Raw genomic sequence first — 21,019 nt, 5'->3', positions numbered from 1 at the left:
TCCGGGACGGTATGGCGCTGGCCACAGTTTCGCCTGAACGTTTCCGTCTTCTCCTGCGTCGTAGGGCGTACGCGGGGAGGGGAGGCGCAGTGCTGCGCAGAAAACCGAGGGGCCGGCCGGACGACCCCCTGGACGCCGCCGTCGAGGACCGGGTGCGGGCCGTGCTGTCGCTCGGCGGGGTGCCGTACGCGGATCTGCCGGACGGCGTGCAGCAGGTGCGCCTGAGGTTGCTGGAGCGGGCCGCGAAGGGGCAGGAGGCGCCCCGCGACGTCTCGGCCTGGGCGGCGGTCGTCGCCTCGAACCTCGCCATGGACTGGCACCGGGCGCGGGCCCGCCAGGCGCGGCTGGGGGAGCGGCTGGCGGCGCTGCGCCAGGAGGACGGAAGGGACGCGGCCGACACGCGCGTGCTGTCGATGGCGGTGGCACAGGGGCTCGACCAGCTGCCGGACGAGCAGCGGCAGGTGGTCGTGCTGCGGTTCTACGCGGATCTGCCGGTGCGGGACATCGCGGCGGAACTGGGTGTGCCCGAGGGCACGGTCAAGAGCCGCCTGCACACGGCGGTGCGGATGCTGCGGGTGCGGCTGCGCGAAGGGGAGGTGGTGTGACATGAACGACGACGCTGCGTCCGACGACCGGCTGCTGATGCTGGCCGTGACCGGGGAGCCACTGCCCGACGACGACCCCGCCGCGGCGGCGGCCGCGGCGGATGTCGCGCTGCTGCGGGAGCAGGTGCGGGGGTTGGGGGATGCGTTGGGGGCCCGCCGGGGGGCGGATCCGGTGGCGGAGTCGGTGCCGCCTGCGCCGGTACGCACGCGTCGGCGCCCGCTGCGGCTCGCCTTCGGGGGGCTCGTCGTGGCCTGCGCTGCCTCTCTCTTCGGCGGGATCGTGTGGCTGGGCGTGAACGCGCCGGGGGGCGGGGGCGACGACGCGGGCTCCGCGGACAGCAAGGCGGTGGCGCCCGACGGGGGCGGGAACGCGAAGTCCGGCTCCCGCGCCGCGATGCGGATCGCCTGCTCGCGGGTGCTGGCGGAGGGGCGGGTGGTCAGTGTCACGCCGCGGGCCGACGGTGACGTGCGGGTCGTCCTCGACGTCGAGCGCTACTACCGGCCTGAACGGTCACCACGGGACGAGCCCACGACGACCGTCACCCTCGACGGTTCGGCCCGTCAGGACCTCAAGCCCGGCACGTACACCCTGATCCGGGTCCCGGTTCACCCCGAGGACGGCCAGGACTGGAAGACGGGCCGGGGCATGGCCGACACCCGCAGGGACATCCTGCGGGCGCTGCCGGAGGCGCGGGGCCTGGACTGCGCCACATAAAGCAGCCTTTTTCAGCCCCGCCGGCGTTTGAGGCGCGGGGTCCGGGGCGGAGCCCCGAGGCCGTAACGCCGGAAGGGGCGGTCACCCGAGGTGACCGCCCCCCAGATCTCGCTCAGCCGGAGGCTACGGCGTGACCTTCTCGATCTTTACGCTGCCCGCGCCGGCGACAACACCCCGCTCGTTCAGCAACTGCACCTGCCCGAAGAACTCGCGCCCCTCGGGCGCCGCAGCCGCCGCGACGACCTGCGCGGAGACGGACGTCGACGCCCCGGTCGCCAGGGACACCGGCTTCGACTCGTCGACCTTCACCGTGCCCAACGAGGGCGCGAAGAAGACGTCGACGTAGTCGTACTCCGTCGAGCCGGACGGCACCGAGTACCCGTCGACCTGCACCGTGTACGTACCGGCGGCCGGCTTCGCGATGCTCACGGACTCCTCGGAGTCACCGTCGGCGGAGGACCCGACAACCGTGCCCGCCGCGTCGAGAACCGTGAGGTCGAGGTCGGCGGCCTGGTCCGAGACGTTGCCGATCGTGACGTCCAGCTTGTCGGCACCCTCGGGGACCTCGACGGTCGACGTCTGCGAGGCACCGCCCGCGATCGTCGGCCGCGTCGTCTTCGAGGAACCGAGCGCGCCGCCCTTCAGCTTGCCGCCGCTGATGGCCGCGAACTTGTTCGCCACCTTCCACGAGACATCGGCGGGCGTGCCCACCTTCGCCTCGGGCAGCGTCTGCACCGCCGGGTCGAAGTCCGCGCCGAGCACGGCGACGTCCAGCGTGTACGGGTTGTCGAGCACCGGCGACGTACGCCGCGCCTCGACCTCGATCTCCCAGACGCCCGCCTGCGGCGCATCGTACGAACGCAGGTCGGGACGGCAGCCGTTGCCCGAACCGTCCCCGTAGTTCGGGTAGCAGTTCGGCGTCGACGTCGTGTCGACCGGAACGCCGTACGGGTGGATGGAGATGAAGCGGGTCTGGCTGCCGGACGCGAGGCCGCCCATCCGCACCTCGAGGGACGTGGCGCCCTTCGGCACCGTCACGAAGTACGACTTCACGCCGTTGCGCTGCACCGAACCCTTCGCCTGGTACGTGTACTTGACCGGCGAGGAGACGATGGCCGTCGCCATGATCTGCTGGTCGACGCCCTCGGTCTTCGGGTCGTCGACGCGCAGGATCGCGCTGCGCAGCCCGGCCGACTTCGGCTTGGCCGCGACCTTCACGGTGACCGGCTTGTTCAGCGGCAGCGAGACGGTGCTCGACCCGACGATCGAGAAGGTGTCACCCGAGTTGTTCTTCAGCGACAGCCTGTGCGCCACCGGCTTCGAAGAGCCCGACGTCCGCGTGACAGTGACCTCGTACGTCTTCTTCTGCCCGGCCTTCAGGCCGCCCTCGCGGTCGTAGATGCCGGTGCCGAAGCCCGGCGTCTTGAGCTGGTCGTCGAGGGCGGTGTCGACGGGCGCCTTCACGGTGTACGTGTGGGCGCTCGCCTTGTCCTCAATGGAGTCCCAGGCATCGACGATGTCGATGAGGCCGGAGCCCTCCGCGTACGCCTGCTCGCCCGAGATGTGCTTCGCGGTCGAGGTGAGCGCGGTGCGCAGCTTCGCCGGGTTCAGCGACACCTTCTGCTGCTTGGCCGCCGAGATCAGCAGCGCGCTCGCGCCCGCCGCCTGCGGCGAGGCCATCGAGGTGCCCTGGAGCATCGAGTAGCCGGCGGGAAGCGAGTACCCCGCCTCCGGGGTCGGCGAACCCGGCAGCCAGGTCTGGGTGGAGTTGATGGCCGCGCCGGGCGCCGTGATGAGCGGCGCGAAGCCGCCGTCCTCACGCGGGCCGCGCGAGGAGAACGGCATCATGGCGTACGACTTCTCGACCTTGGAGCCGTAGTTGGCGGCCCAGGTGTCCTTCGAGATGGACGCGCCGACGGACAGCACCTTGTCGGCGAGGCCCGGGTCGCCGATGGTGTTGGCGCCGGGGCCGGAGTTACCGGCCGAGATCACCAGCTGCACGCCGTAGTCGTCGATGAGACGCGTGTAGAGCACCGCGCGGGCGTTGGCGCCGTCGTTCAGCGCGGGGAGCCCGCCGATCGACATGTTGACGATGTCGACGCCGCGCTTCGTCACGAGGTCGATCATGCCCTCGGTGAGCGCGACGTTGGTGCAGCCGCCGGTCCAGGTGCAGGCCCGCGAGGAGACCAGCTTGGCGCCGGGCGCGGCACCGTTCATGTTCTTGTTGCCGAACAGGCCGTTGGCCGCGGTGATGCCCGCGACGTGCGTGCCGTGCTCGGACTCGATGACGCCGATGTTGACGAAGTCGGCCTTCTTGCCGACCCAGTCACCGCCGTACGGGTCCATGGGGACGTCCTTGCGGAACTCCACCACGAACGGCTGGCGCTCGACGACGTCGGTGGACGGGTTGTCCTTGCCGAAGTAGCCGACCTGGTGGCCGTCCTTGTACGGCTTCATCGGGGTGTCGTCGGTGAAGTCGCCGTTGTCGTTGAGGTCGACGGTCACCGTCCCCTTGGCCGCGTCGTACAGCACGCCCCACTTGTCGGTGGTGTCGCCGTCCCGGTTCGCGTCGCCCTTGGCGTCGCCGCCGGTCGTGGCGGACTCGGCGAAGGTGGAGATCCCGTACGAGCCCGAAGCCGCCTTGTACGTACGGCCGTTGTACGTGAACGTAGGCCCGGTCACGTTGGTGACCATCGGCCGCCACGTCGCGTCGCCGTCCACGATCGGGTCGGTCGCGGTGACCCAGTCGACGATCTTGCGCTCGCCGGTCGTGGTCTTCTGCAGCGCCGGGTGGCCGAGGTCGACACCCGAGTCGAGGATGCCGATGGTGGTGCCGCGGCCGTCCGCCTTCGGGTGCTGCTTCACGAAGTCGACGGCGCCCGTCTCGAAGGACGGGTTGTACGGGTTCTTGGCGGGGGTGTCCTTGCCGGGCCCGCTGTACGAGCCGGTGGCCTTGGCCGCCGAGGCCTTGGCGCCCTTGGCGGTGTCGGCGGACGGCGTCGGATCGTCGAGCGCGATCTCCTGGCGCAGATCGATGCCGCGCACGGAGCCGAGCTTCTCGGCGGACCTGATCGCGGAATCGGCGCGGCCCGTCGGCACGGTCGCCCGCACATAGCCGAGCTTGTCGTAGGTGCGGCCCACGGAGCCGCCCTTGACGGCGTCGAGCTGCTTCGCGACCTGCTCGGTCTGCCCGGGAGTGGTCGCGACCATCATGGTCACGTTCTTCGTGCCGTCGGCCTCGGCGTCGGCGAGCAGTTCGGCGTCGTGCGCGCCGAGCTTGTCGCTCGCGGACTTGGGGGCCTGGGTCGGGGCCGGGTCCGCGTCCGCGGCGAAGGCCATGGGTATCGGCCCGGTCGCGGTGAGCGCGGCCGCGAGTCCGGCGGCCGCCGCGAGCCGGGCCGCGCGTCTCGCGCCGGATATGGGAGCGCGTTGGGGATCGGTGGTCATCTGCATCCCTGTACGTAAATGGAGAAAGGAATCCGGATTTCGGTGCCGGATGACCGCTCAGCTTTACGCAAGTGACCACAGTTTGGGGAGAGTTGCCCGGGCCGGGAACTCGCCATGGCGTACTTCCGCCATGCGCCATCCCGCCCAAACCGTGACGGGACCGGCAAGGCGCGTAACACCTGCACCAGGGGGCGGATGCCTCTAGCGTCGGGGGATGAACAAAGAGCTGAGGGTGGCGGCCTACGCCGTGTGCGTCAGAGAGGGGCAGGTGTTGCTCGCCCGCTGGATCGCGGGGGACGGAAGCAAACGGTGGACGCTTCCGGGCGGGGGGATGGACCACGGTGAGGACCCCTACGACACGGTGATCCGCGAGGTCGACGAGGAGACCGGCTATGTCGTCGACCCGGTCGTCCTCCTCGGCGTCCACTCCGTGCTGCGACGCTACCCCCGCAAGCTCGGCAAGATGGCGGACTTCCACGGTCTGCGTCTCGTCTACGAAGGGGTGATCACGGGCGGTGCCCTGCGCCACGAGCAGAACGGTTCCACGGACATGGCGGCCTGGCACGACCTCGCCGCGGTCCAGGACCTCCCGCGGGTGGAACTGGTCGACGTGGGCATGGACTTGTGGCGGGATCGGCCGGGGGACGGCCACGTCCACCCATGACGGCTCCCCGTCTCCCGGCCACGGGGCGCTGCCCCGGCCACATCCGCCCATGACGGCCCACCGGTCCCCGGCCACGGGGCTCTGCCCCGGTCCCCGCGCCTCAATCGCCGGCGGGGCTGAAGAGAACGGGGCTCCGCCCCGGACCCTGCGAGTCTCGTCCCGGAGCGGGGCTTGAGTTGTCTCGCCCACTCGCAGGCATTGGCCCGGCTCCCGCCCATCTCCCACCGCCCGCCCCCTCCGGGGGCTTCGGCTCGACGGGGTGCGCCACCGCCTTGGGCGATCCGACGGCAGCCACGGCTGCCCTCCCATGGCGGCCGGCCGTCGCCGTCTTGGGCAATCTGCCGCCTGGGGCGGCAGGGTGGGCAAGGCGGCACCCCGGTGCCGCGCGCCCCATGACGCGGGGCCCGACCCCGGAACGGCCAGCACTGCACACCGGCCCCGGTGAACTCCCGCCCCGGGCCGAAGCGCCCCCGACCACCGGCCGAAGCCCCCGGAGGGGGCGGGCGGGAGGTAACCGGGCAACGGCACAGCCGGACAAGGACCGGCGCCGCGCACCCGCACCCACCACCACAGGCCCCGGCCCCGGCACAGCCCCAGCGCTGTTACCGGGATGGTCCACCGTGATCGGAAGGCGGCTCGCGGGACGAGCGCACGCGCAACGGCTGGTATTACTGGGGCATGCAGGAAGAGACGGCACGCTCCGCGATCGACACGTTCATCTCCGCGTTCAACGCCTCGGACGACGGCTATGTGACTGCCCTGCTCTCCCAGGCTCTGACCTCGGACGTGGTCTTCTGGGGGCCGTTGGGTCGCAGCGAAGGAATCGCGGCGGTCGAGCGGTTCGTGCTGGACATCCGGCGCCACCCGGCGGGGACCGGCACGATGGTGCGCTGCTCGGCGGTGGACATGCCGGACGAGTGGGCCCGGTACCAGTGGGTCTTCACCACGCCGGATGGAGGCCCCCGCCTGGCGGGAACGGACGTCGTCCATCTGCGGCGGAGCCTCATCGACCAGGTCATCGTCTTTGCGGGGGAGATCAAGCCGTCCGCCTCCTGAGTCGTCCTTCTGTCGCTGTCCCTCTCGTGAACTTGTCCCTTTCGGCACTCCGGGGCTGCGGTTCACGGTCGGTCAGGCTGCGGCGTTGAGGGAGCGTCCGCCCCAGCGAATGCCCTTCTCGCTGCGGATGCGGGCGCGTTCCTTGCGTTGGGCGGCAACTACGTCGGGGTGACGGGCGTTGGCGTTGCGCCGGCGCAGGTAGCGGCGGATGTCGGCGCCGGTGTGGGCGGAGAGGTCGTCCAGGATGATGTGGATCGGGGCGCCGTCGGGTCGGGCGGCACGGATCGACTTCAGCGCGGCCAGGGTGTTGGCGGTGCCCTTGCGGCGACGGTTGACGCCCCACAGGCGGTCGTCGCCCACGGAGTAGCAGCCGTGGAAGCAGGTGACGCCGTGGGTGCGGCGGTAGGTCGCCGGCAGCCGGTTCGGCTTGCACTGCTTCGCCCAGCAGGAGCCTGCGGCGGGCCGGATCCCCAACGGCCCGAACTGTCACAGCCCCAGCCACGGGGGCCGAAGCCCCCGGAGGGGGCGGGTGGGTGGGAGACGACCCGGCACCGGCGCAGCCGGACAAGGACCGGCGCCGCGCGCCAGTCACCTCAGGCGTCGGCCACGTCACCGCCCCGCACCCCCGGGTGCCGCGCACCCTTCGCGGCGGGCGTCGGCCACGGCGCAGCCCCGCATCCCCCGGTGCCGCGCACCCCTCACGACGGCCCCCGGCCACGGCACCGCCCCCCCCACCACCGCCCCCGCGCACCGCCCCCCTTCCCCGAAAGATGAACACGGCGTGACCGACAGGGCGCCCACGGCCCACCCCCGCGTGACGATGCGGCACCCCCACACCCGGCCCTAGATCCACGTACGTGATCGGCGCCACGCGTTGCGTCGCCGTTCACGCGCAGGTCATCCCCACTGCCAACCATCCAGTACGGAGGGGCGGTTCGACCGGACCGGCCCGGCCGTCACTGTCGACGCGTTCGCACTCGGGGAGACCGCGCCATGCCGCGCATACGCTCTGTCACCACAGCCGCCGCAGAGATCGACCGCCGCGCATTCCTGACCGCGACCGGCGCGGTGACCCTCTCTGCCGGTATCGGATACGCCCTCGGACCCGCGGGCGGCACCAGCGCCGCCGCCCACCCGGCCGCCGCCCCGGCACGGGCGATGTCCCGCAAGGCGCCCGCCGCCCCACTCGCCCCCTACACCCGCGGCACCACCCTCGCCGCCGTCGCGACCGCCGCCGCGGGCTCCGGCTACCGGCGCCTGGGCGACGGACCGGCCTGGACCCGCGTCGTCCGCACCGAACTCGGCTCCGCCCGCAGCGACCGCGAGGCCAAGCGGAAGCCGCTCGCCGCGTTCGTCCAGTTCACCGACCTCCACCTGGTCGACGTACAACACCCCCTGCGCTACGAGTACTTGAGGTCGCAGACCGCCAGCGCCTGGCGGCCGCAGGAGGCGCTGAGCGTCGCCGGGGCCGTCGCCCTCGTGGAGCGGGTGAACGCCCTGCGCGGCGCACCCGTCACCGCCTCGCCGCTGCACTTCGTGATGACGACGGGCGACAACACCGACAACAACGCCCGCTCCGAACTCGACTGGTTCCTCAAAGCGATGAGCGGCGGCCGCATCAGCCCCAACACCGGCGACCCCCGCCACTACGAGGGCGTCCAGAACAGCGGGCTCCCCCTCTACTGGCAGCCGGACGAAGCATTCCGGGACGGCGACAAGCGGGACCACGGCTTCCCCCGCATCCCCGGCTTCCTGGACGCCGCGATCTCCGAACTGCAGAGCCCCGGCCTGAACGTCCCCTGGTACTCCACGGTCGGCAACCACGACTCGCTGCCCGGCGGCTGCTACGCGCCCGCGGACCCGTACTTCGCCGAATTCGCGGTGGGTGACCGCAAGTTGATGGACCTCGACACCGCCACGGGCAAGGCGATCTGGGACAACGTACAGAACGGCGGGGACCCGAAGGGCAAGGCGTTCAAGGAACTGCTCGTCTCGCACAAGCGGAAGATGCGCCGGGTGACGCCCGACGAGTCGCGCGCCCCGTTCACGCCGGTCGAGTACGTCGCGGCCCACCTCGACCCCGCGCACATGGGGCCGGGCCCGATCGGCCACGGCTACACCCAGGCCAACCTGGCCGACGCGACGCAGCACTACGCGTTCCGGATCTCCGACGACGTCCTCGGCATCAGCCTCGACACCACGGACCCGGCCGGCCACTACGAAGGCTCGATCGGTGCGTCCCAACTGGACTGGCTCAAGGGTGAGTTGAAGGCCGCCGAGCGGCGTGGCGACCACGTCCTCGTCTTCTCCCACCACACCTCCAAGACGATGCGCAACCTCCGCGAGGACCCGGACCGCCGCGGCGAACGACGGCACGGCGGCGAGGAGTTGACCGCCCTGCTCGCGGCCCACCGCCCCGTCCTCGCCTGGGTGAACGGCCACAGTCACAAGAACGACATCACGCCACATGCGGGCACCGGCGACGGCACCGGCTTCTGGGAGATCTCCACCGCATCCCACGTCGACTTTCCGCAGCTCGCCCGCATCATCGAGGTCGCCGACAACCGCGACGGCACGCTGTCCGTCTTCACGACGCTCATCGAGTCCTCGGCCCCGCACCGCACCGACTTCACGGACCTCACGCAGACGGGTCTTGCCGCCCTCTACCGCGAGCTCTCCTACAACGCGCCCGGCTCGCGCGCCACGCTCTCCGGCACCCCGGGCGACCGCAATACCGAACTCGTCCTCCGAAAGGGCTGATTCCGGCTCAACCGGCCGACACCGGCTCAACTCCCGCACCCACCCCCGAAGTCCCTCCGGTCGAACGCGACACCACGGCACGGCAACGGAGGAGACACATGCTGAAGCGCACGGCCCTGCTGGGGGCGGCGACGGTACTGGCGATCACGACCGGGGCGCTCGCCACTCCGGCCCTCGCATCGGGCCCGGCCCGCGACGGCCACCGAGCCACCCAGCGGGCCCTGGACGCCGCCGTACGCGAGGGCGTCCCCGGCGCCACCGCTCAGGTCCGCGACAACGGCCGTACGTGGAAGGGAACTTCGGGCGTCGGAAACCTCGCCACCCACAAGCCGCGCGGCGCCCACGACCACTACCGCGTCGGCTCCGTCACCAAGACGTTCGTCTCCACGGTCCTCCTCCAGCTGGAGGCCGAAGGGGAGCTGGACCTCGACGACACCGTCGAGCACTGGCTGCCCGGCCTCGTCACCGGCGACGGATACGACGCCGAGCGCATCACCCTGCGGCATCTGCTCAACCACACCAGCGGCATCGCCGACTACCTGGAGGACGCGCGGTTCAACGAGGCGTACATGACCAAGAACTTCCTCGACCACCGCAACGACACTTTCGCGCCGGAGGAGCTCGTACGCATCGGCGTGCGCAACAAGGCGCGCTTCGACCCGGGAGGCGGCTGGGACTACTCCAACACCAACTACGCGCTCGCCGCCATGGTCATCGAGAAGGCGACCGGCCGCGCGTACGGGGACGAGATCGAACACCGCATCATCGAGCCCCTGGGCCTGCGCGCCACGAAGGTCCCCGGCACCGACCCACGCATGCCGCGCCCCGCCTCCCGGGCGTACTCCAAGCTGGGCGACAGCGCCGGGCCGACGTACGACGTCACCGAGTTCAACCCGAGCGGCTCCTTCGGATCCGGCGAGATGGTCTCCGACTCCGCCGACCTGAACCGCTTCTACACCGCCCTGGTCCGCGGCGAGTTGCTGCCGCCCGAGCAGATGAAGGAGATGCGGACCACGGCGCCGGGCGGCACCCAGGGACCGGACTCCGCCTACGGCCTCGGCCTGCAGCGCTGGAAGCTGGAGTGCGGCACGGTCGTGTGGGGCCACGGCGGCGGCATCCACGGTTCGTCGTCGCTCGTCCTGACGACGCCCGACGGCAGCCACTCCCTCGCCCTCAACTTCAACGGCGACTGGACGGGCGACATGACGAAGGTCGCCGAGGCGGAGTTCTGCGGCAAGTAGCCCACCGACTCACCGCGGCAGCACCACGACGTACGCCGCCGGGTCCCGGTCGCCGGAAGCCATCAACGCGGTCCGCACGATGGCGGCCTGCTGCTCGATCGACTCGCGCAGCTTCTTCGGGGAGATGTGCACGACGGTGATCCCGAGCCGCTCCAGGTGCTCGCGCTTACGGGCGTACTCGCTCCACAGCGCGTCGTCGTCCTGTCGAAGGCCATGGCGCGGCGCCCGGGTGTCCAGCTCCACGGCGACGGAGTGATCGGGCCAGAACGCGTCGACGCCGCCGAGGTGCGGGCCGCCGGGCAGCCGCAGATCCACGTTCCACACGGGGTCGGGCAGCCCGTACTCGCGCACCATCGCGTACAGCCGGTCCTCGGCGATGGTCCGCCCCTCGGCGAGCAGCGAGTCGACGGCGTCGATGACGTGCGGCCTGGTCAGCAGCCGGGCCGCCGACAACTCCCGTACGACGGCGGCCGGTTCGCAGTGCCCGCCCCGTACGGCCTCGGTGAGCAGCCGTCGTACGGCGCCCGCGTCGGACAGCCGGGACACCGCGTCGGCGAGCGCCCGCGGCACGGGGACGACCGGAACTCCCTTCAGCTGTACGGGAGTCGGCAGGGCGGTGGTCCGGATCAGCCGCGCGAAGGCGGTGGAGCGCAGCCGCCGGGTGCGCGGGACGAGCACGTCGATGTGGTCGAGCGAGGACAGCGGGGGAGCGGCGGAGAAGCCGTGCAGCGCGAGGGCGGCGAGCCCGGTGACGATGGTGTCGGAGTACGGCGCGCGACCGGGGGCGTGCTGCGTGGGCACCCCGTCCGGGCGCCCGCGCCGCTCGGGGGCCCGCCCCGAGTACATCAGCACGGCGTGCAGCCGCTCCTCGTCGCCGGGTTGGCCGGGGTGCAACAAATACACACCTGGCAGCAACTGTTGCCAGGTCCCACCGGCCCGGCACTGCTCGGACACGGCGGCGGCGCCCACGCCGTGCGCCTTCAGCTGCGCGGCGCTCATCAGCTGCCGCTGGTTCTGGTTGAGGTGGCGCAGGGGGCGGGGCGACAGCGGGGCGGGGGTGTTCTGGTTCATGACCCGCCCATTCCCGCCCAAGAACCCCCCACTAACCGCTGTTACACCCCCGTAGGAAACTCCGGACATCGTCGCCCTAAAGGTGTCCCCACCTCCTGCCGAAAAGACCAGGCGGCACCGGGGGTTACGGCCGCGATTGCCAGCATTCAGTAACACCACTTAAGCCCCGCTCTTGGACGAGAGCCCGCGGGGGCCGGGGCAGAGCCCCGAGGCCGAAACCCCGGGGTACCGCAACCGCCCCGACTACATGCCCGCAGCCCCGTCACACGCCTGCCCGCGCAGCGCCCGCGCCAAGTCGTCCCGCGCCTCAAGCACAAGCCTCCGCAACGCCGGCGCACCCCCCTCATGCCCGGACAGCCACGCGTCCGTCGCATCCAGCGTCGCCTGCGAGTCCTGCAGCCCGGGGAACAGCCCCCGCACCACATCCATCCCGATCTGGATCGACCGCTCTTCCCACACCCGCTCGATCACCGCGAAGTACTTCTCCGCGTACTTCGCGGTGAGCGCCCGCTGCGACGGCTGCTGGAACCCCGAAATGGTGGCCTCCACCAGCGCGTTGCTCAACGCGTCCGACTCCACGACCTGCGCCCAGGCCTGCGCCTTCACGGCCTCCGACGGCCGCGCCGCGAGGCACCGCACCTGGTGCCGCTTGCCGGAGGCGGTGTCGTCCCGCGCCAGTTCCGCCGCCAGTACGCCCTCGTTCGCGACCCCGTACGTCGCGAGCGTCTCCAGGAACGCCCACCGCAGCTCCTGGTCGACGTCGAGCCCGTCGATCTTCGCGCCGCCGGAAACGTCCAACAGCCCCTGCAGCAACTGCAGATCGGCCTCGCTCGACGCGACCGCTCCGAAGAACCGGGCCCACGTCAGCTGGTGCTGGCTCCCCGGCTCCGCGATCCGCAGCTCCTTGAGCGCGCCCTCGGCGAGCAGCCGGCCGCCGGCCTCGCGCCACTCGGGCACCGCGTAGTGCACGAGCGCGGAACGCGCCCACGCGTGCAGCGTCTGGAGCACCCCGATGTCGGACTCGCGCCCCGCGAACCGCAGCACGAGATCGATGAAGTCACGCGCGGGCATCAACGCGTCCCGCGTCGCGTTCCACAGCGCCGACCAGCACAGGGCCCGCGCCAGCGGGTCGGAGATGTCCCCGAGGTGGTCCCGCAGCGTCGCCAGCGACCCCTCGTCGAACCGGATCTTGCAGTAGGTGAGGTCGTCGTCGTTGACCAGTACGAGCTCGGGAGCCTCGGCCCCGGCCAGCTCGCCCACGACCGTCCGCGGCCCGTCCACGTCGACCTCGGCGCGCGCGTACCGCTCGACGGCGCCGCCTGCCGCACGCCGGTACAGGCCCACGGCCACCCGGTGCGGGCGCAGTTCGGGGTGCGACTCGGCCGCTTCCTGCACCACCGCCAGCTCGGTGATCCGCCCCTCGGCGTTCAACGTGACTTGCGGGGTAAGGGAGTTGACGCCGGCGGTCTGAAGCCAGGACCGCGACCAGGCCGCGAGGTCGCGCCCGCTCGTCTCCTCAAGTGCCGACAGCAGATCGCCCAGTTCGGTGTTCCCGTAGGCGTGCCGCTTGAAGTACCGCCGCGCGCCTTCCAGGAACGCGTCCCGACCGACGTACGCGACGAGCTGCTTCAGTACAGAGGCGCCCTTGGCGTACGTGATGCCGTCGAAGTTGAGCTTCGCGTCCTCCAGGTCCCGGATGTCGGCCGTGATCGGGTGCGTGCTCGGCAGCTGGTCCGCCCGGTACGCCCACGACTTCCGGTTGTTGGCGAAGGTGATCCAGCCGTCCGTGAACCGCGTCGCCTCCACCATCGAGAACGCGCCCATGAAGTCCGCGAAGGACTCCTTCAGCCACAGGTCGTCCCACCAGCGCATGGTGACGAGGTCGCCGAACCACATGTGGGCCATCTCGTGGAGGATCACGTTCGCGCGCCGCTCGTAGGACGCCTGCGTGACCTTCCCGCGGAAGATGAACTCCTCGCGGAAGGTCACCATCCCCGGGTTCTCCATGGCGCCCAGGTTGTACTCGGGCACGAAGGCCTGGTCGTACTTCCCGAAGGGGTACGGGTAGTCGAAGTGGTCGTGGAAGAAGTCGAGGCCCTGCTTGGTCACCGTGAAGACGTCATCGGCGTCGAAGTACGGGGCGAGCCCCTTGCGGCACATCGCGCCGAGCGGGACGACGAGCTTCGACCCGTCATCGAAGGTCCGCTCGTAGGAATCCGTCACGTAGTGGTACGGCCCGGCGACGACCGCCGTGATGTACGTCGAGATCGGCTTGGTCTCGGCGAACTGCCAGACGCCGTCGACGAGTTCGCCCGTGCCGTTCGACCATGCGGTCCACCCCTCGGGGGCCTGCACGCTGAACCGGTACGGCGCCTTCAGGTCGGGCTGCTCGAAGTTGGCGAACACGCGGCGCGAGTCGGCGGGCTCGTACTGCGTGTACAGGTACACCTCGCCGTCCTCGGGGTCGACGAAGCGGTGCATGCCTTCACCCGTACGCGAATACGCGCACTGGGCGTCGACCACCAGCTCGTTGTCCTCCGCCAGGTTCTCCAGCTGGATGCGGTTGCCGTCGAACACGGCCGCCGGGTCGAGGTCCTCGCCGTTCAGCGACACGGCCGTCACGGACGGCGCGATGAGGTCGACGAACGTGGCCGCCCCCGCCTCGTTCGACCGGAACCGGATCGTGGTCACGGAACGGAAGGTGCGCGGCCCCTCGCCGGCGAAGTCGCCGACCGCGGAGCGCAGGTCGAGCGCCACCTCGTACCCGTCGACGGACAGCAGACCCGCCCGCTCGCGGGCCTCGTCGCGGGACAGATTCTCACCGGGCACGGCGGCACTCCTTTGTGACGTAACTGTTCAGCCGCCTACGATCCTCGCACGCGGCTCCGACACCGGACATCGGGGAATGGACCGGGCACGGGCCGCGTTGGCGCTGCCGAGACCACCCGGTGAATCTTGAGGAGAACCATGTCCGAGAAGACCCCCGTCGACTTCTGGTTCGACCCCCTGTGCCCCTGGGCCTGGATGACCTCGCGCTGGGTCCTGGAGGTCGAGAAGGTCCGCGACATCAAGGTCCGCTGGCACGTGATGAGCCTCGCGGTGCTCAACGAGCCGCGCCTCGACGAGCTGCCCGAGGAGTACCAGGAGATGATGCGCACCCAGGCCTGGGGCCCGGTCCGTGTCGTCATCGCCGCGCAGCAGGAGCACGGCGCGGAGGTCCTCGGCGACCTCTACACCGCGCTCGGCACCCGTATCCACAACCGCGGCGAGGGCCCCACGAAGGAGGCCGTCGCCGGCGCTCTGGCGGAGGTCGGCCTGCCGGAGTCCCTCCTCGACCACTGGGACGCCACCAAGTACGAGGAAGAGCTCCGCGCCTCGCACAAGGAGGGCATCGACAAGGTCGGCCAGGACGTCGGCACGCCGGTCATCGCGGTGCCGGGCGCCGACGGCAACCAGATCGCCTTCTTCGGCCCGGTCGTCACCCCGGCGCCCAAGGGCGAGGAGGCGGCCAAGCTCTGGGACGGCACGCTCCTCGTCGCCTCGGTCCCGGGCTTCTACGAAATCAAGCGCACGCGCACGGTGGGCCCGATCTTCGACTAGTCGTCGATGCTCGGCGGGAAGCTCCCGCCGCCCCACGTGCGGCCGTGGCGCCGGTAGGTGAGACACCCTTCGGTGTCACATCGCCACGTCGCGTGGATGTCGGCCTCGATCTGTCCCTTGGCAGCCAGGTGTGCCTTCTCGTGGGCCTTGAGGCGACGGAAGGGTCGGGGGCCGCCGTGGCACGTGTCGCAGTGCAGGTTCAAGAACTCCGCTGTCATCCCGCCAAGGTCCCCCGGAATCCCGCACACCAACAGACCCCCGTGAGTCACATCCTCACGGGGGTCCGTCGTTTCCGCCGCCCGCCAACGTGAAGGTTGAGAAGACGATCACGAGGCGGGACGCATCACGGCGCTACGGCACCAGCAGCAGGTTGTACGCCCGCTCCCTCGCGGCCGCGTACCGCTTGGCCACGTCCTGCCAGTTGACGACCCGCCACATCGCCTCGATGAAGTCGACCTTCTGGTTCTTGTACTGCAGGTAGAACGCGTGCTCCCACGCGTCGAAGACGAGGATCGGGGTCGAGCCCTGGCCGACGTTGCCCTGGTGGTCGTAGATCTGCTCGACGATGAGCCGCCCGCTCACCGGCTCGTACGCGAGGACGCCCCAGCCGGAGCCCTGCGTGGTGGCCGCGGCCTTCGTCAGCTGCGCCTTGAACCCGGCGAAGGAACCGAAGGACTCGGTGAGCGCGTCGGCCAACTCGCCCACGCCGTCCGCCGCGAGCGGCTCGCCGCCACCGTCACCGGTCATGTTGTGCCAGTAGATGCTGTGCAGGATGTGGCCGGAGAGGTGGAAGGCCAGGTTCTTCTCCAGGCCGTTGATCGAGCCCCACTGTTCCTTGTCGCGCGCCTCGGCCAGCTGCTCCAGGGTGTCGTTCGCGCCCTTCACGTACGCCGCGTGGTGCTTGTCGTGGTGCAGCTCGATGATCTGCGGGTTGATGACCGGCTCAAGCGCCGCGTAGTCGTACGGAAGCTCAGGAAGCGTGTACGTGGCCATGTCTCTCCGTGCCCTCCGACTGCTTATTGCAACTCTATTGCAAGTGCAGGCTAACAGCAGGAGTGTCGGACGCAACGAAAGGGCCCCCGGACCAAGTGGTCCGGGGGCCCTCTGCGTTGAACTCGGTACGGCTACTTCTTCTCGGCCAGCTTCTGCCGCGCGTACCCGACCGCCGCGAGGATGATCGCCAGGCCGCCCGAGAAGTACAGCTGGACCCGCGTGTCGTGCTCGCGGGCCATCAGGACGAAGACGGCGACCATGCCGACGAGCGCGATGATCGTCAGGTAGGGGTACGCCCACATCTTCACGACCAGCTTCTCCGGCGCCTCGCGCTCCAGCTTGCGGCGCAGCACCAGCTGGGAGACGGCGATGAAGAACCAGACGACGAGGATGATCGCGCCGATGGTGTTGAGCAGCCAGGCGAAGATGTCGTCCGGGCGCCAGTAGCTGAGCAGCACGCACACGAAGCCGAAGACCGCCGACAGCAGCACCGCGACCCGCGGCACCCCGTTCGTGACCTTGCCGATGGCCTTCGGGCCCATGCCGCGGGCGACCAGCGAGGCGGCCATGCGGGAGGCGCCGTAGATGTTGGCGTTCATGGCGGAGAGCAGCGCGACGAGGATGACCACGTTCATGATCTGGCCGGCCGCGGGCACGCCCAGGTAGTCCAGCGTGGCGACGTACGGACCCTTGGTCGGGATCTCCTTCGCGGTCCAGGGCAGGAGGACCACGACGACCGCCATCGAGCCGACGTAGAAAAGGGCGATGCGCCACATCGCCGTGCGGACCGCCTTCGCGACGCCCTGCACCGGGTGCTCCGACTCGGCGGCGGCGATCGTCACCGTCTCCAGACCGCCGTACGCGAAGACCGACGCGAGCAGGCCGACGATCAACCCTTCCGTGCCGTTCGGCATGAAGCCGCCGTGGCCGGTGAGGTTGGACATGCCGGGTGCGCCGACGTCGGGCAGCACGCCGAGCATGGCGAGGATGCCGATGACGAGGAAGAGCACGATCGCGCCGACCTTGAGCGCGGCGAACCAGAACTCGAACTCGCCGAAGTTCTTCACGGCCGACAGGTTCGTGATCGTGAACAGCAGCATGAACAGGGCGACCCAGGCCCACTCGGGCACGCCCGGCACCCAGCCGTGCACGATGCCCGCCGCGCCGATGCCCTCCAGGCCGACGGCCACGCAGAGCAGGAACCAGAACGACCAGCCCGCGGTGAATCCGGCCCACGGCCCGATGCCCCGCTCGGCGTGCACGGAGAACGATCCGGACGCCGGGTACGCGGCCGACATCTCGCCCAGCATGCGCATCACGAGCATGACGAGCGCGCCGGATATCGCGTAGGCGAGGATGATCGACGGGCCCGCGGCGGCGATCGCGGTGCCGGAGCCCACGAAGAGGCCCGCGCCGATCACGCCGCCCAGCGCGATCATGGAAAGATGGCGCTGCTTGAGGCCGTGCGACAGCGACGGCTCGGCCGGCGCCTGCTCGACCGGCCGCGCGTCCGTCCCCTCCGCAGGGGACTGCGCTGAGTTCCGAGACATGGGTGTGCCCTGTTCAGTAGCTGTGACGGTCCTGGCGTAAACGGAACGTAAAACTGCCACAGTCTGGGTGGGCGGCCCGCTCAGAGGGAATAGGTTTCCGGTATACGGACACGACGCTCACACGCCGCAATGATCATGTCGACGTTCGGTGAACGCGTGGACACCGCTCAGGCACGCCGTGCGCGCAACTCCCGGGCGCCCGCGACCGCGAGGACGAGCAGCGTCGCCCCGGTCGACCACATCAACTGCGGCCGCGCCGTGTCGTCGGTCAGCATCAGGCCGAAGACCACGGCCATCGCGGCGATCGCCACCCAGGTCAGCCAGGGGAACGCCCACATCTTCAACACGAGGCGCTCGGGGGCCTCCTGCTCGATGCGCCGCCGCAGACGCAGCTGCGACACGGCGATCAGCGCCCACACGAACAGCAGCACCGCGCCGACCGAGTTGAGCATGTAGAGGAAGATCGTGTCCGGCCACTCCAGGTTGAGGAGGACCGAGATGAAGCCGAAGGCCACCGAGGCCAGGACCGCGCGGCGCGGCACCCCGCCACCGCTCACCTTCAGCAGCGACTTCGGCGCCTCGTCGCGCTCGGCCAGCGAGAAGATCATGCGGGACGAGCCGTAGAGGTTGGCGTTCAGTGCGGAGAGCAGCGCCACGAACACCACGATGTTCATGATCTGCGCCGCCGACGGCACACCGATCGAGTCGAGCACGGTGACGTACGGGCTGATCCCCGCCTTCTGCTCCGTCCAGGGCAGCACGGTCACGATGACCAGCATCGAACCGACGTAGAAGAACAGGATCCGGAACACCGCGCTGCGCACCGCGCGCGCCACCGAGCGGGCCGGGTCCTCGGACTCGGCGGCCGCGATCGTGACGACCTCCAGGCCGCCGAACGCGAAGACGACCGCGAGGACGCCGGAGACGACGCCCTCCCAGCCGTGCGGCAGGAACCCGCCGTCCCCGGTCAGATGGGTGAGGCCGACCGGATCCGTGTCGGGGAGGATCCCGAAGATCGCGAGGGCGCCGAGCACCAGGAACGCGATGATCGCGAAGACCTTGAGGGCCGCGAACCAGAACTCGAACTCGCCGAAGTTCTTCACCGCCGTCAGGTTGGCGACGGTGAACACGACCATGAAGAGCAGCACCCACGCCCACTGCGGGACGCCCGGCACCCACCCGTTCGCGATCTGCGCCGCGCCCGTCGCCTCGACGGCGAGCACCACCACGAGCATGAACCAGTAGAGCCATCCGGCAGTGAACCCGGCCCACCGGCCGAGCGCCCGCTCCGCGTGCACCGAGAAGGAACCGGACGCGGGCATCGCGGCGGACATCTCGCCGAGCATCCGCATCACCAGCATCGCGAGTGTGCCCGCGATCAGGTACGAGACGACGATGCCGGGCCCCGCGACCGCGATACCGGCTCCCGAGCCGACGAACAGGCCCGCGCCGATGACCCCGCCGAGGCCGAGCATCGTGAGGTGGCGCTGCTTCAGCCCGGCGGAGAGTGGTTCGTCGTGCATGGGGCTTCAGCCGATCTCGGATGTGCTGGTCGCGCGGGCGTGCGCGGTTTGGCGGGAACCTACAGTCTCCCGTTCAAGCACCTCCGCACGCAAAACAGACTCTCCCAGTGACGAGCATCACCTTGTACGAGGTGTAGGTGCCGTTGTTTGTTCAGAGCCCACCAACACGGCGTGGGCCCCTTTGTCGACCGGCGACCGTGATCGGCCCAACTCCCCTGGGATAGCGTCACAAAGTCCTGCCCTGCCCGACCGCAAGGTCCTCTCACTGAACGCGGAGTCCCCATGAGTACCGCCGCCGCTGTCGCGACCGCCGCCCGTCCGGGCAAGGTCCTGGCCGACCTCCTGCCCGCCTCCCGCACCAAGTCCGCCGTGGCCCTGAAGAGCACGGCGCTTGTCCTCGGCGGCGCCGCCCTCACCGGCATCGCCGCGCAGATCGCGCTCCCGGTCCCGGGCTCGCCTGTGCCGGTCACCGGTCAGACCTTCGCCGCGCTGCTCGTCGGCACCGCGCTCGGCGCCCGCCGCGGCTTCCTCGCGCTCGCCGTCTACGCGCTCGCGGGCATGGCCGGCGTGCCGTGGTTCGCGGAGGGCGGCTCGGGCATGGCGACGGCCTCGTTCGGTTACGTCATCGGCCTGATGCTGGCCTCGGCCGCGGTCGGTGCGCTCGCCCGGCGCGGCGCCGACCGCTCGATGCTGCGCACCGCAGGCACGTTCCTGCTCGGCGAGGCCATCGTCTACGCGGTCGGTGTCCCGTACCTGGCCCTGTCCACCGGGATGGGCCTCACGGCCGCGATCGCCGCGGGCCTCACCCCGTTCCTGATCGGCGACGTCCTGAAGGCGGCCCTGGCGATGGGCGCGCTGCCCACCGCCTGGAAGCTCGCCGACAAGTAGTCCGCTGGTGCACCTCTAGTCGGCTAGCGCACCTCGGAGCTGCCGCGGCGGGTCCACCACAGGCCCGCCCCGCCGGCGGCCATCAGGGCCGCGCCGATCGCGCCCAGCGGCAGCGCGGCGTCACCGACGCCGGTCGACGGCAGGTTCTCCTGATCGTTGCCCCCGCCGCCCCCGCCTCCGCCCTCGTCGCCCTTGTCGCCCGCGGGGGCGGCCGGCTCGTTCTCCGTGTTGAGCAGCAGCGGCGTGACGGGTGCGTTCGGCGAGGGGCTCGTCGTGCCGAACGGCACCGGGCCCTGCTGCCAGAACGTCTTCTTCGTGTCCCCGCTCTGCACCGGCAGGCAGATCTTCCCGGTCTTTTTCAGATCGAATGTCGCGGCGACCTTGTACGACTGCGTCTTTCCTGCCTTGAGGTTGTCGATGGGGCAGGAGAATCCGCTGTTGGAGCCCTTCGGCAGCTTGTTCTCCGGAATCGCGGTGCAGTTCGGAACATCCTTCACCACGAGCCCGTCGAACCCCACCACGGCCAGGAATATCCGGCCGCTTCCCTTGCTGCCCTGATTGCTGACGCTCGCGATCAGATTCTGCGTCTCCCCGGTCGAGTTGTCGGCCGAGATCTTCTTCGGCAGCGCCGTGGTCAGCTTCACGCCCGAGGGCGCCGCGTCCACCGCCTTTCCCCCCTCGCCGCTGCCCGGACCAGGCCCGTGGTCCGCGAGCGCGGCGCCCGGCAGCACCATGAACGCCGTCACGGCGCCCGCGCACAGTGTCCCGGCGATTTTGACCTGACGTCGTGAACCCATACTCGTCGTCCCCCTAGGTATTTCCACTTCCCCCAACCGCGGCCGAATTCGCGGCACTTGAAGAGGTACCACAAGATTTCTCCGCACTATGCTGGGGCGGCGGGAAGTG

16 protein-coding genes and 1 pseudogene are annotated in these 21,019 nt (G+C 70.5%); 8 read left to right on the top strand and 9 right to left on the bottom strand.

The genetic code is table 11. The features are described from left to right. The first annotated feature begins 11 nt into the window (after window positions 1-11). Together OHA73_RS16490 and OHA73_RS16485 are read left to right on the top strand one after the other, a co-directional pair. Entirely contained in the window at window positions 12-605 is a 594-nt protein-coding gene (locus OHA73_RS16490) for a sigma-70 family RNA polymerase sigma factor (RefSeq protein ID WP_443063087.1), read from the top strand. A 1-nt stretch (window position 606) separates the two neighbouring features. Further along, window positions 607-1,320, top strand: a complete 714-nt coding sequence (locus OHA73_RS16485) for a hypothetical protein (RefSeq protein WP_267070442.1) — start codon at window positions 607-609, stop codon at window positions 1,318-1,320. Between the two features lie 123 nt (window positions 1,321-1,443). Here the strand turns inward: OHA73_RS16485 and OHA73_RS16480 are convergent, their stop codons facing one another. Beyond that, a complete protein-coding gene (locus OHA73_RS16480) occupies window positions 1,444-4,767 on the bottom strand; it encodes a S8 family serine peptidase (RefSeq protein ID WP_327655409.1) in 3,324 nt (1,107 codons plus the stop codon). A 214-nt stretch (window positions 4,768-4,981) separates the two neighbouring features. Between OHA73_RS16480 and OHA73_RS16475 the strand changes: the two genes are divergently transcribed. Next, window positions 4,982-5,431 carry an NUDIX hydrolase gene (locus tag OHA73_RS16475; RefSeq protein WP_327655408.1) on the top strand — a complete coding sequence of 150 codons (450 nt, stop codon included), beginning with the start codon at window positions 4,982-4,984 and terminating at the stop codon, window positions 5,429-5,431. 678 nt (window positions 5,432-6,109) lie between these two features. After that, a complete protein-coding gene (locus OHA73_RS16470) occupies window positions 6,110-6,487 on the top strand; it encodes a nuclear transport factor 2 family protein (RefSeq protein ID WP_266719611.1) in 378 nt (125 codons plus the stop codon). Between the two features lie 72 nt (window positions 6,488-6,559). Here OHA73_RS16470 and OHA73_RS16465 read toward each other — a convergent pair. Next, window positions 6,560-6,973, bottom strand: a pseudogene (locus OHA73_RS16465) (IS630 family transposase); the annotation flags it as partial. A gap of 507 nt (window positions 6,974-7,480) precedes the next feature. On the opposite strand from OHA73_RS16465, the gene OHA73_RS16460 reads away from it, so the two are divergent. Next, window positions 7,481-9,247 (top strand): TIGR03767 family metallophosphoesterase, encoded by a 1,767-nt coding sequence (locus tag OHA73_RS16460; RefSeq protein WP_327655407.1) that lies wholly within the window; start codon window positions 7,481-7,483, stop codon window positions 9,245-9,247. A gap of 98 nt (window positions 9,248-9,345) precedes the next feature. Beyond that, entirely contained in the window at window positions 9,346-10,488 is a 1,143-nt protein-coding gene (locus tag OHA73_RS16455) for a serine hydrolase domain-containing protein (protein WP_327655406.1), read from the top strand. A gap of 9 nt (window positions 10,489-10,497) precedes the next feature. Here the strand turns inward: OHA73_RS16455 and OHA73_RS16450 are convergent, their stop codons facing one another. Next, entirely contained in the window at window positions 10,498-11,559 is a 1,062-nt protein-coding gene (locus tag OHA73_RS16450; RefSeq protein ID WP_327655405.1) for a hypothetical protein, read from the bottom strand. A 243-nt stretch (window positions 11,560-11,802) separates the two neighbouring features. Next, window positions 11,803-14,388: an aminopeptidase N gene (gene pepN, locus OHA73_RS16445; RefSeq protein WP_327655404.1), complete on the bottom strand. Its 2,586-nt coding sequence runs from the start codon at window positions 14,386-14,388 to the stop codon at window positions 11,803-11,805. 138 nt (window positions 14,389-14,526) lie between these two features. Between pepN and OHA73_RS16440 the strand changes: the two genes are divergently transcribed. Next, window positions 14,527-15,159 (top strand): mycothiol-dependent nitroreductase Rv2466c family protein, encoded by a 633-nt coding sequence (locus OHA73_RS16440; protein WP_267070449.1) that lies wholly within the window; start codon window positions 14,527-14,529, stop codon window positions 15,157-15,159. Here OHA73_RS16440 and OHA73_RS16435 read toward each other — a convergent pair. The 4 genes from OHA73_RS16435 to OHA73_RS16420 all read right to left on the bottom strand — a co-directional run bounded on the left by OHA73_RS16435 (window position 15,156) and on the right by OHA73_RS16420 (window position 19,225). Then, on the bottom strand, window positions 15,156-15,377 hold the full coding sequence (locus OHA73_RS16435; protein ID WP_266719623.1) for a hypothetical protein: 222 nt from the start codon (window positions 15,375-15,377) through the stop codon (window positions 15,156-15,158). The two genes, OHA73_RS16440 and OHA73_RS16435, sit on opposite strands and share 4 nt — an antisense overlap. A gap of 133 nt (window positions 15,378-15,510) precedes the next feature. Next, window positions 15,511-16,152: a superoxide dismutase gene (locus tag OHA73_RS16430; protein WP_266719625.1), complete on the bottom strand. Its 642-nt coding sequence runs from the start codon at window positions 16,150-16,152 to the stop codon at window positions 15,511-15,513. A 131-nt stretch (window positions 16,153-16,283) separates the two neighbouring features. Beyond that, window positions 16,284-17,702, bottom strand: coding sequence for an amino acid permease (locus tag OHA73_RS16425; RefSeq protein WP_327655403.1), 1,419 nt, complete (start codon window positions 17,700-17,702; stop codon window positions 16,284-16,286). 167 nt (window positions 17,703-17,869) lie between these two features. Continuing rightward, entirely contained in the window at window positions 17,870-19,225 is a 1,356-nt protein-coding gene (locus tag OHA73_RS16420) for an amino acid permease (protein ID WP_327655402.1), read from the bottom strand. A gap of 282 nt (window positions 19,226-19,507) precedes the next feature. Between OHA73_RS16420 and OHA73_RS16415 the strand changes: the two genes are divergently transcribed. Beyond that, a complete protein-coding gene (locus OHA73_RS16415) occupies window positions 19,508-20,113 on the top strand; it encodes a biotin transporter BioY (protein WP_267070452.1) in 606 nt (201 codons plus the stop codon). A gap of 23 nt (window positions 20,114-20,136) precedes the next feature. On the opposite strand, the gene OHA73_RS16410 is transcribed toward OHA73_RS16415, so the two are convergent. Next, window positions 20,137-20,910, bottom strand: a complete 774-nt coding sequence (locus tag OHA73_RS16410) for an LPXTG cell wall anchor domain-containing protein (protein WP_327655401.1) — start codon at window positions 20,908-20,910, stop codon at window positions 20,137-20,139. Window positions 20,911-21,019: the final 109 nt, after the last annotated feature.

Origin of the sequence: Streptomyces sp. NBC_00483 (assembly GCF_036013745.1) — a bacterium.
Lineage (GTDB): Bacteria > Actinomycetota > Actinomycetes > Streptomycetales > Streptomycetaceae > Streptomyces.
Note: the sequence above shows the minus strand (reverse complement) of the source record. Positions and strands in the feature narration are given on the sequence as shown.